The sequence below is a fragment of the Butyrivibrio sp. WCD2001 genome (assembly GCF_000424485.1).
GTDB lineage: Bacteria > Bacillota > Clostridia > Lachnospirales > Lachnospiraceae > Butyrivibrio.
Genome location: NZ_AUJZ01000014.1, coordinates 38,157 through 53,830 on the forward strand (window position 1 = coordinate 38,157; position 15,674 = coordinate 53,830).

General features: G+C 41.1%; 14 protein-coding genes. 4 read left to right on the top strand and 10 right to left on the bottom strand.

Annotated features, from left to right (window positions below; genetic code table 11):
* From G630_RS0112455 to G630_RS0112470, 4 genes are all read right to left on the bottom strand, one after another.
* Window positions 1–582: an SOS response-associated peptidase gene (locus G630_RS0112455; RefSeq protein ID WP_026498759.1), complete on the bottom strand. Its 582-nt coding sequence runs from the start codon at window positions 580–582 to the stop codon at window positions 1–3.
* Window positions 583–737: 155 nt separating this feature from the next.
* Window positions 738–899: a hypothetical protein gene (locus G630_RS24710; RefSeq protein ID WP_155831981.1), complete on the bottom strand. Its 162-nt coding sequence runs from the start codon at window positions 897–899 to the stop codon at window positions 738–740.
* 862 nt (window positions 900–1,761) lie between these two features.
* On the bottom strand, window positions 1,762–3,003 hold the full coding sequence (locus G630_RS21785; RefSeq protein WP_049946202.1) for a phosphatidylserine decarboxylase: 1,242 nt from the start codon (window positions 3,001–3,003) through the stop codon (window positions 1,762–1,764).
* Window positions 3,004–3,047: 44 nt separating this feature from the next.
* Window positions 3,048–3,893 carry an alpha/beta hydrolase gene (locus tag G630_RS0112470; protein WP_044959267.1) on the bottom strand — a complete coding sequence of 282 codons (846 nt, stop codon included), beginning with the start codon at window positions 3,891–3,893 and terminating at the stop codon, window positions 3,048–3,050.
* Window positions 3,894–4,285: 392 nt separating this feature from the next.
* On the opposite strand from G630_RS0112470, the gene G630_RS0112480 reads away from it, so the two are divergent.
* Window positions 4,286–5,161, top strand: a complete 876-nt coding sequence (locus G630_RS0112480; protein WP_026498761.1) for a hypothetical protein — start codon at window positions 4,286–4,288, stop codon at window positions 5,159–5,161.
* Window positions 5,162–5,244: 83 nt separating this feature from the next.
* On the opposite strand, the gene G630_RS0112485 is transcribed toward G630_RS0112480, so the two are convergent.
* Window positions 5,245–6,288 carry an SGNH/GDSL hydrolase family protein gene (locus G630_RS0112485; RefSeq protein WP_026498762.1) on the bottom strand — a complete coding sequence of 348 codons (1,044 nt, stop codon included), beginning with the start codon at window positions 6,286–6,288 and terminating at the stop codon, window positions 5,245–5,247.
* A gap of 172 nt (window positions 6,289–6,460) precedes the next feature.
* On the opposite strand from G630_RS0112485, the gene G630_RS0112490 reads away from it, so the two are divergent.
* A complete protein-coding gene (locus tag G630_RS0112490; RefSeq protein ID WP_026498763.1) occupies window positions 6,461–7,285 on the top strand; it encodes a hypothetical protein in 825 nt (274 codons plus the stop codon).
* Between the two features lie 31 nt (window positions 7,286–7,316).
* Window positions 7,317–7,904 (top strand): hypothetical protein, encoded by a 588-nt coding sequence (locus tag G630_RS0112495; RefSeq protein ID WP_026498764.1) that lies wholly within the window; start codon window positions 7,317–7,319, stop codon window positions 7,902–7,904.
* Window positions 7,905–8,051: 147 nt separating this feature from the next.
* Here G630_RS0112495 and G630_RS0112500 read toward each other — a convergent pair whose 3' ends face one another.
* Entirely contained in the window at window positions 8,052–9,368 is a 1,317-nt protein-coding gene (locus tag G630_RS0112500) for a hypothetical protein (protein ID WP_026498765.1), read from the bottom strand.
* A gap of 267 nt (window positions 9,369–9,635) precedes the next feature.
* On the opposite strand from G630_RS0112500, the gene G630_RS0112505 reads away from it, so the two are divergent.
* Entirely contained in the window at window positions 9,636–10,022 is a 387-nt protein-coding gene (locus tag G630_RS0112505; protein WP_022762371.1) for a hypothetical protein, read from the top strand.
* 215 nt (window positions 10,023–10,237) lie between these two features.
* Here the strand turns inward: G630_RS0112505 and G630_RS0112510 are convergent, their stop codons facing one another.
* Genes G630_RS0112510 through G630_RS0112525 form a run of 4 tightly spaced genes read right to left on the bottom strand, consistent with a single transcriptional unit; the run spans window position 10,238 to window position 15,633 of the window.
* Entirely contained in the window at window positions 10,238–12,487 is a 2,250-nt protein-coding gene (locus G630_RS0112510) for an alpha-galactosidase (RefSeq protein ID WP_026498766.1), read from the bottom strand.
* Between the two features lies 1 nt (window position 12,488).
* On the bottom strand, window positions 12,489–13,331 hold the full coding sequence (locus tag G630_RS0112515; RefSeq protein WP_022762373.1) for a carbohydrate ABC transporter permease: 843 nt from the start codon (window positions 13,329–13,331) through the stop codon (window positions 12,489–12,491).
* Between the two features lie 14 nt (window positions 13,332–13,345).
* Entirely contained in the window at window positions 13,346–14,236 is an 891-nt protein-coding gene (locus G630_RS0112520; protein ID WP_022762374.1) for a carbohydrate ABC transporter permease, read from the bottom strand.
* Between the two features lie 20 nt (window positions 14,237–14,256).
* Window positions 14,257–15,633 carry an ABC transporter substrate-binding protein gene (locus G630_RS0112525; protein ID WP_026498768.1) on the bottom strand — a complete coding sequence of 459 codons (1,377 nt, stop codon included), beginning with the start codon at window positions 15,631–15,633 and terminating at the stop codon, window positions 14,257–14,259.
* Window positions 15,634–15,674: the final 41 nt, after the last annotated feature.

The window sequence follows — 15,674 nt, forward strand, 5'->3', positions numbered from 1 at the left end:
TCAGAACAGGCTTAGCTGTTTGTAATCGCATTTTCTTTCAAGCTCAGGCATTTTTTCCTTGATCATGTCAAGTGCGGCACTGCTCTCACACAGATATTCCCTCACATTCTTTTTGTCGATAATTACGGGCATCCGGTCGTGGACAGGGCTCATGGAACTGTTAGCTTCTGTGGTAAGTATTACAAAGCTGTCTCTGTTATCGCTCATATCATAGAATCCGGCAAGATACAGAGGATTGCCATCTTTGCTTGTAAATGTGTACTTGGTTTTGTCCCTGTTCCATTCATAGAAGCCTCCCGCCGGGAGGATGCATCGCCTGGACTTTATGCTTTCGGAAAACATCGGCTTTTCCAGGACAGATTCCGCCCTGGCATTTATCACCAGCTTTTTATCTTTGGTGGTAAGTCCCCAGTGAAGGTCACAGACTTTAATATCAGCTGTTTCTTTTCCCAATAGAAGCGCAATAGCCGCTTTTCCGGGAACAATATCGCCGGCCGGAAGTATCAGCGTCCCATATGGCAGCTGTAACTCGATTTCCACAGCCTTTGCAGTTTTGTCAGCATAGTAATATCGTCCACACATATAACGCCGTTCCTTTCTCCGTTTCCGATTTGGGCTATAAGCTCTCTTGAAAAATCATAAATTACACTCTGCATAAATTGCAACCAAAAAAGAGACCGGGGGGGTAGGTCTCTTTTCGGTAGATGTATAAGATGTAACAAATATTGCACTATGAATTAGATAGTGAATGTTGCACCAAACATATTGATTTTGGGCTCCTTGTTATGAAGCTCAAACAGCTTTTCTCTGTACTGGTCATAGCTCTTAATCTGGCCATTTTTTCTGTTTCTTTTGTTTTCGCTATGTGTCGTCAAATCCTGAATATCTTTGTATCTCATAGTAAACCTCCTCAATAAAACCTTTATTTCTAACTGTAAACTCATTTTTCATGCTTCTTTTTCACTCTCCATCTTCTTCATATGCCGTTTCCTCCTTTCCTGAGAATATATTTATCACATATGGAAAGCGGGTTACGTCATTACACTTAATTAGAGCTGTTTTACACGGAAACGATTGAGGAACGGTCGGATTTTACAAAAAGTAAATAAAATAAGGTTTTTAGCGTTTTGGTATACATTTTCGGCTTGTTTTCACTGGTTTTTAAATCTAAAAGTAAATGAGAAGGCTTTTTTGAGGATTTGGTACCCATGATTTCAAAAAACAGGGATACCAAAATCCTAAAAACGTATTCTCATTTACAAGTTGTGCTGAGGAAGCCCCTAAAAGAGCGCAAAAGGTATACCAAAATGCCCAGAATTCTCTCTCATTTACAAAAAGAAAAGCGGGGGTATTGATACCTCCGCGTTATATAGATGCACTTGTTGTGTAGCTATGTGAGTTTCGCAAATACGCAATTATTTATAGTTTATTACTCTTTTTGCATGATATTTATTCCATTTCTATAGTTCATTTTTCGCAAATCTATTTGTTCTTTAGATTTGTTACTCCTTTTTTACTGAAAACAGAGTAACAAAAGGAAAATTACTGTTAGTTTGCGAAAATATATGGGGATATCTATACATAAATAGGCTAAAAAGAGTAACAAATTCATGAAAAAAGCATTATTGCGAAAAATGCTGTTGACCATAAGAAATCTCAGTTTTTAGAGCGAAAAATCCCACGGTCTCATAATAAGATCGTGGGATTTGATGGATTTATATTAGAATGTTCTGTACGAAAAAAGAAATCTTCTTCAGAAATCTACGGTGTTATATCTGCAAAGGGTTCCCCCATGTAGATATGATGATCCGCCTCAAGTTTAAGCTCTACGCCCTCCTGGAAGATCATAACGATATCGCTTCCGCCAAAAAGGAAATATCCCATCGGATCCCCGGCCTTTACGGAAACGCCGGGTTTTACGGTTTCTTCCCAGTTGCAGGAGCTGACCTGAGACATTCCGATTGGAAGGATTGCGACCAGGCCGTATTTTGTATCAAGTATCAGGCAATCTCTGGTTTCTATCGACTGCCAACCGGGGTTCGAATCCCAAAGAATATATTTCTTCTGGGTACTGTCCCAGGAAATAATGCCGCCAACTGCATCAAGCGCATCTATTTTACGCACTTCAAGGACAGTGCCATCCATAGGAAAATGATAGCGGTGATAATCGTTGACATCCAGGAAAGTGTGCGTCAGCGTTCCATTAGCAAACTCATCCTCATATTCGCTATCTTCTCCGATGATATCCTTCACATTATAGAAACGCACGGATTTTAGCTGAACTCCAAGGTCAATCTGCGAATTTTCATCTATTTTCCATATGCCCTGAGGGGTAGAATCTGCAGGGGCAATTACGTCTGCATCAGCAAGAGGACGAACTCCGGGATCTATGAGCTTCCTGGAAAACCACTCGTTAAAGGTCTTCCACTCATTAGTATCCGCGTACCACCCTTTTTTCATATTAAAATCTTCATCAGCTACTACGCGGGCATAGTAGTCATCGTTCCAGCTCTCTTCGGTTGAAAGGAATTCTCCCCAGTCTTTGCAGTAAGATTTCACCCATGAAGCCACAGGCTCGTGGTATTCAAGGCAGGGATAATAGTAGCCTTTCCCGGCAAGCTCCGGTAGAGGCTGATCCAATAGATAATAAAAATAATCCAGACTCTGGTCTATGCTCGAATAAAGTGAAGGATTTTCAACATCCAGTATATTCCAGGGCATACAGGTTGCTGACCAGTCAAGAAAAGCATAATAATCATCAAGCGAGCGCACCGGGTTTGTCTTTTTATCGGGATTGTTCACCGAAGCAAGCATGATTGATTCTTCCATCAGGCTTTTTAATTCCGGATCCTCATCAAGCATGGTCATAAACTCGATTGTGGTTTTGGCATGGGCAGTCTGGGTATCCGACTTTGGCTGAGCATTGTTGGTACCCAAAGAACACCCTGAAATCATTACAGTTACAATCATTGCAGCCAGCATATAAGCTTTTCTTATTTTCATTATCAATACCTCCTGTAAAAGAATCAGTCGGCTATTACTTAACTTCAGTTCTGGGGTGCGTGATAGTGTTCAAGCGCATATTCAAAGCGCTGAAGGAATTTCTCTACAGTCTCCCTTGTAATCGGACTATCGGGTTCATACAGGTCAAAGGAATGGTACATTCCTTCTATAATATCCACTTCTGCCTCTACTCCGGCCTCCTTAAGCTTTTTTACAAAAGCAAGAGTCTCGTCATAAAAAGGCTCATCGGTGCACACAAAGGTATAGCAGGGCGGAAGGTTTGTATAATCCGTCTGCCTTGCGGGAGCAGCATAAGGAGGCACGGCTTTCTTTACATTCCTTCCGAGGTAAAACTTCCATGCCATATGGTTTTTTCTCGTATTCCAGACTTTGTTGTGATTATCCCTGGATGACCCCGTATCAAAGTTATCGAGCATGGGATAAAGCGGCATCTGATAGGCGATATTCACGCTCTTTTTATCTCTTGTGAGCATGCAAAGCGCTGCAGTCAGGCCACCTCCGGCACTCTCCCCTCCGACCATTATCTGATCATCGCGGATTCCAAGATCCTTCGCATGTTTTTTAATGTAAAGAAGCGTTGCATAGCAGTCCTTTATTGCGGCGGGATACGGCTCCTGCCATGACAATTTATACCCGGGTGAAACAACTACGACACCGAATTTCTTAACAAGGTCAATCGCCCTTGTCATGTATGCCATTTCCTTCATGCCGGTAGCAAGACCGCCGCCGTGCATCCAAAGAACGCAGGCTGCGCCGCCCGCATAATCTTTAGGCTTTATAACAAGTGCATTTACCTGTCTTTTTCCTGCTCTGATGGTTATCTTTTCCTGAACAACATCATTGTCAGGCCACAGTTGTATTCTTACCATAAACGCTCCTTTCAAATCTTAGCTAAAGCTGCTTTTTCGCAATTCTGATGAGCTCCAGATCAACCAGAGGTTCGTCCGGGGTATCATTTTCAAAAACGCTGCGATTTACAAATCCCGGTGTGAACTTAAGGATTATATGATTTCTCCATAAGAAAAATACCAATATTACGCTTATTCTATTATTTCAGATAGAAGTAAAAATTATCTTAATTCAAGATAAAAATAATCTTATTATTGAAGATTATCTGATGCCGGAAAAATTTTTAAAAAAATTTTTTAAATCTTTGCAACATTTTTCATCCCCCGTCTGTATATAAGGTAAAGGCGCAAATAAAACAGCCAAATATAAAAATTCAAAAATAAAAAATGATAAAGAAAAGAGGAAAAAAGGTATGAAAAGAGTGTATTCAAAGGTTATGGGTGTTATTTGTATGGCAGCTACAATTTTCAGTGTAGCAACAAGCAGTGTTAATGTATCTGCAGCAGGATTTTACAATCCTTCAAAGTCACAGGGACAGACAAAGACAACTTCTCAGAGCAGAACAACTACAGGAAGCAGTACAACAACCGAGAGAAAGTCAACTTCCGGTAATAAGACTTTACTTACAAAGGAAAAAGAGACTGTATCCAAGAGCTCATATCTCACATCTGAGCAGGAGAAAATTCTTGCCAAGCTTGAAAATGATTATTCAAAGATCAACTGGGGTGTACAGTACTCTCCCAAGGATATGGATGGAATCATCATTTCCGTTTCTTCTTATATGGAAGACACAATGCCTTTTCTTGTGATTGGTATTACAAATATTTACAATGATGATGTGACATTTTCAGCAACAGGCTATGCTAAGGGAAAGAGCGGACAGGAAGTCGCTGATATATCTATCTATGAGACAGCTATAAGACCCGGTAATACAATTATAAAATCGGTATACTGTGACAGCACACCTACCGGAGAGATTCATTGGGATAACATTGAACTTCCTGAAGTATATGAAACTAGCGCTTATGCTACAGGAGATTGGACTTTCACAACAGATAGTGATGGTTACTACATGGTTGACTACTCTATTAAGTCAGATGACTATATGATGCCCGGATATGTAACAGCTGTTCTTGTTGATTCAAACGGCAATATCCTCGATATGGCATACAATTTTACTACTGATAAGGGATACACAGTATCAGACAGCATCAAGTTCTACGAGAAGGAATACTCCAGAAGAGTTGCTGATGTAGCTATGTTTACAAATCCTTTGATTGAGGACTAAAAAATGAAGTAATTAAGAATTGAACAGGCATTATTTTGGGGACCGTGCACTTAGTGATCAGTGCGCGGCCCCTGTTATTTTTTCTATGCCAATATTTCCTTTAGATAGTCCGAAAGCACTTTTGCAGCAAGGCGGTGGCCTTCCGGATCCGGATGAAGTCTGGCACCAACATGTATATCGCTGCAGTCTGGAAGCCTTAGATATGTAACGTTGTCCCCGGTTTCTTTGTTATAAGTATCTATAATCTGCCAGATTACATCTTCCATGTCATTTCCAAGCATACCGTAAGCCCATATGATTTTTGCACCGGGATTATTTTTCCTGATATCACCTAAAAAGATATTTCCGGTGGTCGTGAATTGCTCGAGAAATTCATCTTCATCCCAGATATCAAGCTTCATTGCACTGCTGTCATTCGTCCCGAGGTTTATTATGACCGCGTCTGTTTCAAAATCAGTAAAATCCCATTTTTCCATGCAGCCAAGCGCTTTGGACTCTTCACAGTTTTGTGCGGCGCAAACATAGGGGTATATCTTTTGCATTGAACATTCGCAGCTGCCCTCCCAGGAAGCAAACAGCCCCCATCCGCTCTGGCTTATTATGTTGTAATCAGCATCCAGAATTTTGGCGGTCATGTATGTATAACTGCTTACATGGTCAAATACAGTGGGCATCCACTCTTCACGCGATAGAGCAAAACTTCCCTCTCCTGATGTAATACTGTCACCTATAAATTCCAGGCTGAATTTCCTTTCCTTCACAGGCACAAATTCTCCATCTGTCTCAAAAGAAGAGATTTTTACAACTGAAGCGCAGCTCTCAGCCATTGACTGTGTACTTCTTACAACTCTGATCGACGCCGCATGAGTGGAGTCAAATCCGTTCATCAGTTGATATCTGTGTTTTCCCTTTAGGAGAGGGAAATGCATGATTCGCTGATCATCTATAAATACATCAATCCAGATTTCCAATACATCATAAACAGCCTCTATATCAGCATACAGATGCCCTGCTCTTACATTTAATTCAATTCCGCTTCCTGTCCAGAATAATATAAGCTCATCCGCTACGGATGAACATCTTCCCCATATCTTTTTATGAGGTATATCCGCTACTTTATATTGCATACGTCACTCCTTGCTCTGTCGTTTTTTATTATTCTAATTTAGATTAAAAATTTTTTTAAATCTTTGCAACATTTTTCCTCCCCCATCTGTATATAAGGTAAAGGCGCAAATAAAACAGCCAAATGAACAAATTAAAAAAATTAAAATAAAAAAGGAAAAGAGGAAAAAAGGTATGAAAAGAGTGTATTCAAAGGTTATGGGTGTTATTTGTATGGCAGCTGCAGTATTCAGCGTAGCAACAGGCAGTGTTAATGTATCAGCGGCAGGTCTTTACAATCTGACTTCACAGGCAAAGGTACAGCCTGCAGCATCTACAAGTGGTAAGACTTTACTTTCTACAGAAAAGACAACTTTATCCAAGAACTCATATCTCACATCTGAGCAGGAATCAATTATGAACAAACTGGATACCGACTACAATAAGGTTAACTGGGGTGTACAGTACTCACCCAAGGATATGGAAGGAATCGTTATTTCTGTAGCTTCTTATAAGCATAGTGATTCTCCTTATCTTTTAATAGGTATTACAAACATTTATGATGAGGATGTAACCTTCTCAGCAAAAGGCTATGCTAAGGGAAAGAGCGGACAGGAAGTCGCTGATATCTCTTTCTACGAGACAGCTATAAGACCCGGCAATACAATAGTACAGTCAGTATATTGTGACAACACACCTACCGGCGAGATTCACTGGGACAGCATTGAACTTCCGAACGTATATGAAACAAGCACATACTGGGAAGGTGACTGGTACCTCTCAACAGATAGTGACGGATACTACAAAGTGGACTATACTGTTAAGTCAGATGACTACATGATGCCCGGATATGTAACAGCGCTTCTTCTTGACTCAACCGGCAACATCATCGATGCAGGATATGATTACAGCACAGATAAAGGCTACACATTATCAGATCGTATCCAGTTCTACGAGAAGGATTACAACAGAAAAGTTGTTGATGTAGCAATGTTTTCAAATCCTTTAATTCAGGATTGAGAAGGCTGATATCTACATTAGGAGTATCAAATTGGAACAGCAAGTAAAAAAGTGGTTCCATTGGATGAGTTGTGGGGACAAGCACTCTTCTTTTCTTGGATATTTTGTAGAGGGACTGGCATGGACTGTATTTATTGCCGCGCTAACTAAAATATTTATACCCGTAACCGGCTTGAGATTGCGGCTATGGATCTGGAAAATCATTGTAGTAATAATACTTATAGCATTGCTTGCAGGACTGATAATGCTCATTTTCAGCATTAAAAACGGTCTCCTCCGCGTTCTTGCAATTGTCCTGACAGGGATGCTTCTTATCGGTGGAGGGGAAATATTGATGCTTAGTGGAATGCTTTTCTTTACTCAAACAGAGGAAGTGATAACAAGAGATGGTGAAAAATACGTGATGGAGGTGGAACAATTCGACGATACTTATGTCCGTTTCTATCCATACAAGAATCTCTTTTTCAGTGGGCCCATAAGAATAAAGGAAAGCTATGCCGGCGACGCTTCAATCACCTACTATGACAAGCACGGCTTTGTGACTGTTTCTAGGTCATGCATGAGTAATGAATCCTACGAGGAGCTATGGTACTACAAAAATAGGATGGATTATTATTGAGAAGAAAAAGAGTATTGAATAACGAACCTCCGTCAGAAATGACGGAGGTCCGTTATTACTGGTGGGTGAAAGTATTTGTTGTAGTAACTCTCATAACAAATACTCCTTTTTCTATGCAGCTGACTGATGATCATTTGTATCCATTAGTTATTTCTTGCGCTTTACTTTCAGTTTAACCTCTACCATTTGGGTTGCTTTTCCATAAGTATAGTTTTCACTTGTAGATGTTACCTGAACCTTCACTTTGTAGGTACCGGGTTTTAATTTCTTTTTTAATACGACTTTTCCATTTTTATTGTCGATTGTAATATATTTATTGCCCTGTACTTTTTTATAAGTGACTTTATCACCGTTTTCAGTGGCAATAACTTCAGATATATCGACTGTTTTCTTCTTTTTTTCCTGCTTCGTTACTTTATATGTCTTTTTCTTTGCTTTAGCCTTAAACTTACCTGCATTTTTAGTTATTGTATAATCTGCCGTTGCCATGCCGGTTACATTTCCTGATCCAGCTACAGATACAGAATAATCACCTGCCTTATGTTGAGCAATTCTAATAGTAGATGCAGAACCATAATGGCCTTCTGTACCTTTTGCTGACCAGCTATAAGCCATTTCATTTTTAAGTGCAGAGCCATTTGCAAATGTGACGTCCAGTACTAGGCTGGCATTTTCATCGGATGTATACGTAAAATCTTTAGCACCCTCTACTTTAACGGTAACTCCTGATATCTCGGCAGGTTTTAACTGCCAAGATATCTCCTTGGCGGCAGTGGTTCCATCAGTCCATTTATATCCGCTTTGGAGGGTAGCTGTTGCAGTATAAGTGCCTGCGTTAATTGCCCTATATGCACCTGAAAGTGTATATCCTGTACCTTCAGCTACACCTTGCTGTTGTAGTCCATTGTTATAATATTTTGTTTCACCGATCGGAGGGGTGGCGGTGAGGCTCTTTTCAGGTGAACCTTCTTCAGCAGGGATAGTTATGTCGTCATTTCTGGGTGAGCCGAATATACTCTTTCCAACTACCTGATCACCGTGTTTGACCTCAACATATAACTTTGCTGCAGTGCCTTCTGGAAGTTTTGAACCACTTCCGGAAGATAGGATTACCTCAGCAGACATATCCTTTGTTCCGTCACCGTTATCTTTTTCTACGGTAGCATCAGTGGTTCCCTCCGAGTTAATATAGTATGTTTGCCCATCCATATTTACTCTTCCAAGGTTGCTTCCGTTGTCAGTCATACTTACTACACAGACTCTGACCTTTGTTTCGCCGGAGGGATCTTGATATTTAATTACAATCTTGGGAGGATTTGTGTTGTAATAGGTTTTTGACAGAATATTTATGAATCCGCCAGCTTTTACACTTATTCCAAGGTCAGGCATCATAAAGACTGTTGTCATCACAATTGCCATCATCAGGGCTAGTATACTTGCATATCCTTTTTTCATTCTCTTCATATAAGCACCCTTTCCTCTCCGCCAGGATTCTGGCTATTTCGGCAAATTTTGCAGTGTCCTTTTTGTAATCAAAAAGGACAGATATATTGTATCTGTCCTACGCATTATGATACCATCGCACGCCGGAAAATCCAATGAAAATGCCTGATTTTATGCTATTTTAAGCCTCTGTTAAGGCGTTTTTAATAAAAGTTTTACTCTCCTGTTTTATAATGTTCACATTAGATATGCTCAAATTATAGATGTTAATGACAGGTGGTGATTTCTATGAAGAAGCGGATAACCTACAAGATTTCAGAAGTACAGGTGGAGTATATACAACAGCACACCTTCAACATGCTCTACGACAAGACAATGTATTGGCTGTATTCTGAGAGGATGCCATTCCTCCACCCTTTCCTTGAGAGGAAGAAAAAAGAGAATGTATCACTTGAAGATCTTCTTGAGTACTGCAAAAACCAGCAGATTCAGGTATATCCCATGACCGTGAGGAAGAACAAACTTTTTACGGATATAGCTGCATATCTTGAGATGATCAATATGAAAAGACGCGGCATTTTGATCAAGAGTAATGAAATAGCGGCGCTTATCGTGGAATACACAAAATACTGCCTTGTGAACTATCCGGCTGATACAAGCACGGAGTCTGTCTGATAAGAGACGATTTCACACATTTTACACAAATTGGTCACTTTCTCTTACGATTTTATCTGTATTATATAACCATCAAGAGATCAAAAACTTCTCTTGACTCCCTCATAAGAACACACACTTTTCTTCATTAAAACAAGGCTGGAGCTTGCGTGACAAAGCTCCAGCCTTCCCCATTAATCAGGTTTTCCACTATGAATAATACTTATCTTCCTTGATCAAATCTTATTAAAATGAATCTGAACAGCAGGATATACTCCGTAAAGCGGGTCTAATGCAAGACCTCCATTCATCAAAGCTCTACCGGTATATCGCATACCCTGTTCGCTTCTCTCCTCAATTCCGGCTTCTTCGGGGGAACCCTCTACGGATTTCAGCATATGATCAATTTCATAAACTGCATCCGGATCAAGCCCCGGAAGCTTCACAAAAGGAATCTCCGGATTACCTCTTACATCTGTAACTACAAGATTTAAAAGCACTTCTGACTTATCAGCAGCCACAAATTCCCAGGCTGTGAAATAATCTTCCGTAAGCTTGTCCGATAATCTGTAATATCTGCCTCTCTGAATAAGCTCGTAATACTTATTGAAAAGAGCTATCTGGCATCTCATCTCAGCACGCTCTTCCTTGGAAAGCTTTCTCGGATCAAACTCATATCCGAAAGTTCCGGACATGGCAACAATTGCTCTTGTGGTAAGAGGTGTTTTTCTCCCGTTCTGGTGATTAGGAGATGCTGAAACGTGACTTCCCATGGTACTTACCGGATAGCCATAGCTTGTGCCCTTCTGAATCTTCAGACGATTTATGGCCTCACTGTTATCTGAGCACCATATCTGAGGTGAATAGAAAAGAATTCCCGCATCAAATCTTCCACCGCCGCCTGAGCAGCCTTCCATCATAACTTCAGGATAGGCTTTTCTTAGTCTACCGAGTAGATCATAGGTTCCGAGCACAAATCTGTGCGGAACTTCACCCTGCCTGTCAGCAGGCATAGCATTTGAGAAGACATTAGCTATTGACCTGTTGAAATCCCACTTGATGTATGAGATGTTGGAAGAATCAAGAATCTTCGACATGCTGTCAAACAGATAATCCACAACCTCTCTTCTTGACATATCAAGAACAAGCTGATTACGTCCCATTACAGGATTTCTGTCGGGATCGCGAAGCGCCCAATCGGGATGATTTCTGAAAAGCTCTGAATCTTCATTCACCATCTCAGGCTCAAACCAAAGCCCAAACTTCATTCCAAGACTGTTCACATGATCGGCAATCTTTGACAGACTACCGGGAAGCTTTTTCTCATTTACAAACCAGTCCCCAAGCCCCCTGTTGTCATCATTTCTTTCGCCAAACCAACCGTCATCCAAAACCAGCATCTCACAGCCAGCATCTGCTGCTGCATCTGCAATCTCGATGATGCTCTTTTCATCAAAATTGAAATATGTGCCTTCCCAGTTATTGATCAGAACAGGTCTCTTAACCTGTCTGAATTCACGCGGGCACACATTCTCACGGATAATGCGATGGTACAAAAAGCTAAGATCATTAAGACCGTTGCCGGTGTATGCCATGATTACTTCAGGAGTATCAAAGCTCTCACCTGATCCAAGTCTCCAGTCAAAATTATTACTTCCGATTCCGCAAACAAGTCGGATGCTACCGGCCTGGTCTACCTCGATTTCCTCTGCATGGTTGCCTGAATAAACAAGCATGAAGCCATAGCATTCTCCGCTATTTTCAGTTGTATCACGGTCACAGAGAATCACAAAAGGATTGTTGTGGTGGCTGCTGGCACCTCGCTTGGAAGAAACAACATGTACGTCATGTGTGAGCGGAATCCTCTCAGGCTGTCTCTCCATTGCATGTCTTCCATGGAAGTGAATCATGTCCATTTTCTTATTAAGCATATCAATCCCCATTGATGCTGCCTTAGTCAATCTGTGAACACTTCCGGATGTATTTGTGATCTTTGCGGATCTCGTGATAATATCCTTTTTTTCAAAAACTGAGTAAATAAGAGTAACTTCTATCCCCGAAGGCTCGTCAAAAAGGCTTATCTTAAGGGTGCTTACCCTGTCCTCTTCGCCTCTTACATGGGGTAACCCCATAAGAGCCTCTTTTCCCTCTATAATGATGTGGCTCTTATATCTCAGATCCAAAGTTCTACTGCCGTTTTCCAGAACAATGTCAATTGCACTTATTCTGTAGTCTCCGGCGCCATCCGTGCTGTACTCAAAGGGAAGGGTGTCAGGTGAAACACCTCTACGGTGCCTTCCTTCGTATGAGTTGCCGGAAAAGCCACGGTCTATCTCACGAACAAGATAGCCCATGTCATTGTTTCCAACGGGTGCTCCATAGTAGGTATGAAGCAGCATGTTGTATTCATTTATCTTTATCTGATATTCAGTGTTTTCAGTATTTAAGCAAAACACTTTGTTTTCTTTGTCAAAACTGATTGCCATATCAGAGCTTTCCTCCTGATGTTGCAATTCCTTCTACAAACTGCTTCTGGAAAATGATGTAAATAATTATCATAGGAACAATTGCAAGCACTGCTGATGCCATCATTGCGGGATAATCACTGCCATACTGTCCCTGCATCTTTGCAAGACCTGCACTAAGTGTAGTTGTGCTGGCATTTGTGCAGACGATCATGGGCCACATAAGATCCTTGAACGCAAACAGCGCAGTAAAGATTCCAAGTGAGATCATTGCTGATCTTGTAAGAGGCATCATTATGAAAAGGAATGTCTGTCCAATATTACAGCCATCAATGGCCGCCGCCTCTTCCAAATCCTTTGGCAGACTTTGATATCCCGTCTTCAAAAGGTAAGTTCCAAATGCTGTAACAAGCCCCGGGAAAACCAGTCCTGCTGTAGTATTCATCAGTTTTAGCTTTGAAACCATTAAGTACTGAGGTATTACAAATACCTGAGAAGGAATCATCATCTGGATAAGAACCAGGGAAAACATAAACTTCTTTCCGGGGAACTCGAGTCTTCCAAATGCATATCCTGCCATTGTTGCTGTAAGGCAGGCACAGATTACACGGAAAATAATGAACAAAATTGTGTTCTTGTAAAGAGTTATGAAATTATAACTCTTCCATACTGTTCCGAAGTTTTCAAAATGCCATCCATGCGCAGGTAAAATGTAGAAAGGATCTACGCTGATTGCTTCCTGGTTTGTCTTAAGTGCGGTAAGGATCATCCATACAAAAGGCACAAGCATTATGATTGCAAATATTATCAGCACTGCATATGCGAGAATTTTACCGATAATATACTTTTTTTTCATACTATCCATAACATGCTCCTTCTTTAATTGTAGAATACAATCTTCTTCTCAAGTCTCTGCAGGAAGAAGGTTGCGATCATAATAAATACTACAAGTACTACAACAAGTGTCGCGCCGTAGCCCCTGTTACTGTTTGTAAATGCGTAGGTATAGAACAGGTAAACGATTGATTGTGTCTTATTAAGAGCAAGATTCGTCTTATCCATTACCATGAACATAAGATCAAACACAGTGAGGGCTCCGATAATTCTTGTCTGAACGATAAAGAATGTTGTAGGACTAAGAAGCGGAACTGTTATGTTAAAAAATTGCTTCAAGGGTGATGCTCCGTCAATCTGGGCAGCTTCGTAATAATCTCTCGGTATTTCCTGAAGACCAGCGATAAACAGAACCATGTTATATCCGATTATTGACCAGACACCGATTATTCCTACACTGATCCATGCAATATTAGGATCTGATATCCACGCAACCTTTGTACCAAAAGTGTTGTTGATAAGTCCGAACTGCTGGTTATATAGCCACTTCCATACCATAGCTACTGCAGCAGGTGCGCAGACCATAGGAAGGAAAAACAGTGTGCGGAAAAATCCCTTTCCCGGAAGCTTATTCTGAAGAAGTACTGCAAGTATAAGAGCAATCACAATTCCAAGAGGAACCTCAACGATTGCATATTTTACAGTATTCCACAGGGATTGCCATGTTTCACCTGCTGTAAGAACAGCCTGATAATTTGCAAGACCGACAAATCTATTTCCTTTTCCGAAATCTCCGGTTTTACAAAATGACTGGTATACAGTATTAATTGCCGGATAAAAATTTAATATGATAAGTCCCAGCATGGTAGGTGTAATAAAAGCCCATCCCCAAATAGCCTGCCTTTTCTGAGACGGAGTCATTTTCCCTTTAGCCATGATTATTCTCCTCTGTTATATTACTCTGCTGCTATAGCATCCTCGATAATCTTCTGAGCATTGTCACATGCTGTAGCCATTGCTGCCGGATCATCAGGGCTCTGCCATGCATCAAGGAAAGCACCTTCCTGCTGAAGAGCATCTTCCCAAACAGTTGTCTTTCTTGTGTAAGGACGGAAGTAAAGATCTCCCTCTTCCTCGGCTCTTACAAATGCTGAAACATCCATTCCCTCAAAAGCGCCGGAGAAATCTTCTGAAATTCCCTTCATACCGCCCATTGTTACACCAAGCTGAGCCTGCTTCTTCTGACCTTCCTCTGAGCAGAAGTAAGAAATGAGGTCGTAGCAAGCCTGAGGATCTTCAACAGCTGCATTTGCTGCCCATCCAAGACCGTTGTAGCAAGAATATCTCTCGCCGGCATCACATGAACCATTGCCGTTAACATCTGCATAAGGAAGCATTGCCCATGCATAATCTGCATGATTTTCTGCTGTGTAGAATGTGTTGATCATCCATGAACCCTGTGTGATCATAGCTGTCTTACCGGAGATGAAAAGTGAATCTGTTCCTGTCTCAGCTACTACAGACTGAGGAGCGCCAACAGAGATAAGCTTTCTGCACATCTCCATACCATTCTTAGCTTCGTCGGAACCGATTGTTGTTCCCTTGTGATCTTCTGTGATAACCTGTGCGCCGTAATCGTAAACAAGGTTGTACCATCCATCCTGGTTGTTGGAAGTGTTCATAGCCATACCATAAACATCGCCGTTTGAACCCTCGGTGATAGCCTTAGCTGCCTCGTACATATCTTCCCATGTCCAGTCATCTGTAGGATATTCTACGTTGTACTGATCAAAGATTGCCTTGTTATAAAGAAGAGCGATTGTGTCATGATCCTTGGGAAGTGCATACTGTTTGCCACTGCTGCTGTAAAGATCCCAAACACCTTCGTAATAGTTGCTCTTATCGATAGAAGAATCATTAGCAATGTAATCTGTAAGGTCAAGAAGAATATCATTCTCCATATACATCTGTGCTGTGTTGGAATGCATCCAGAATACATCGGGCATATCTCCGCCTGAAGCACCGGCTTCAAGAAGTGTCCAATAGTTATCCCAATCGATAACCTCGATGTTAACTTTAACACCGGACTTAGCTGTCCAGTCATCAGCTATCTGCTGGATTCCTGCCTGCTGGTTTGAATCCCAGATGTTGATTGTGATGTGGTCTGTCTTATAATTTCCGGAAGCAGTGCTTTCTGAAGCAGTGCTTTCTGAAGCAGTGCTCTCGGTATTCTCAGTAGTTGCCTGAGTGTTGTCTGCTGAAGATCCGCCACAGCCGATCATTCCTACAGCCATCATAGAACTAAGAACAAGTGCCAATACTTTCTTTTTCATTTTTTCTTATCCTCCATTTGTTTTGCAGATTTATTTCTGCT

Bases quoted from the DNA above. Each gene is read 5' to 3' on its own strand.
- G630_RS21785 (WP_049946202.1), bottom strand. From the start codon at position 3,003: ATGAAAATAAGAAAAGCTTATATGCTGGCTGCAATGATTGTAACTGTA.
- G630_RS0112490 (WP_026498763.1), top strand. From the start codon at position 6,461: ATGAAAAGAGTGTATTCAAAGGTTATGGGTGTTATTTGTATGGCAGCT.
- G630_RS0112470 (WP_044959267.1), bottom strand. From the start codon at position 3,893: ATGGTAAGAATACAACTGTGGCCTGACAATGATGTTGTTCAGGAAAAG.
- G630_RS0112525 (WP_026498768.1), bottom strand. From the start codon at position 15,633: ATGAAAAAGAAAGTATTGGCACTTGTTCTTAGTTCTATGATGGCTGTA.
- G630_RS0112510 (WP_026498766.1), bottom strand. From the start codon at position 12,487: ATGGCAATCAGTTTTGACAAAGAAAACAAAGTGTTTTGCTTAAATACT.
- G630_RS0112500 (WP_026498765.1), bottom strand. From the start codon at position 9,368: ATGAAGAGAATGAAAAAAGGATATGCAAGTATACTAGCCCTGATGATG.
- G630_RS0112505 (WP_022762371.1), top strand. From the start codon at position 9,636: ATGAAGAAGCGGATAACCTACAAGATTTCAGAAGTACAGGTGGAGTAT.
- G630_RS0112520 (WP_022762374.1), bottom strand. From the start codon at position 14,236: ATGGCTAAAGGGAAAATGACTCCGTCTCAGAAAAGGCAGGCTATTTGG.
- G630_RS0112480 (WP_026498761.1), top strand. From the start codon at position 4,286: ATGAAAAGAGTGTATTCAAAGGTTATGGGTGTTATTTGTATGGCAGCT.
- G630_RS0112485 (WP_026498762.1), bottom strand. From the start codon at position 6,288: ATGCAATATAAAGTAGCGGATATACCTCATAAAAAGATATGGGGAAGA.
- G630_RS24710 (WP_155831981.1), bottom strand. From the start codon at position 899: ATGAGATACAAAGATATTCAGGATTTGACGACACATAGCGAAAACAAA.
- G630_RS0112455 (WP_026498759.1), bottom strand. From the start codon at position 582: ATGTGTGGACGATATTACTATGCTGACAAAACTGCAAAGGCTGTGGAA.
- G630_RS0112515 (WP_022762373.1), bottom strand. From the start codon at position 13,331: ATGGATAGTATGAAAAAAAAGTATATTATCGGTAAAATTCTCGCATAT.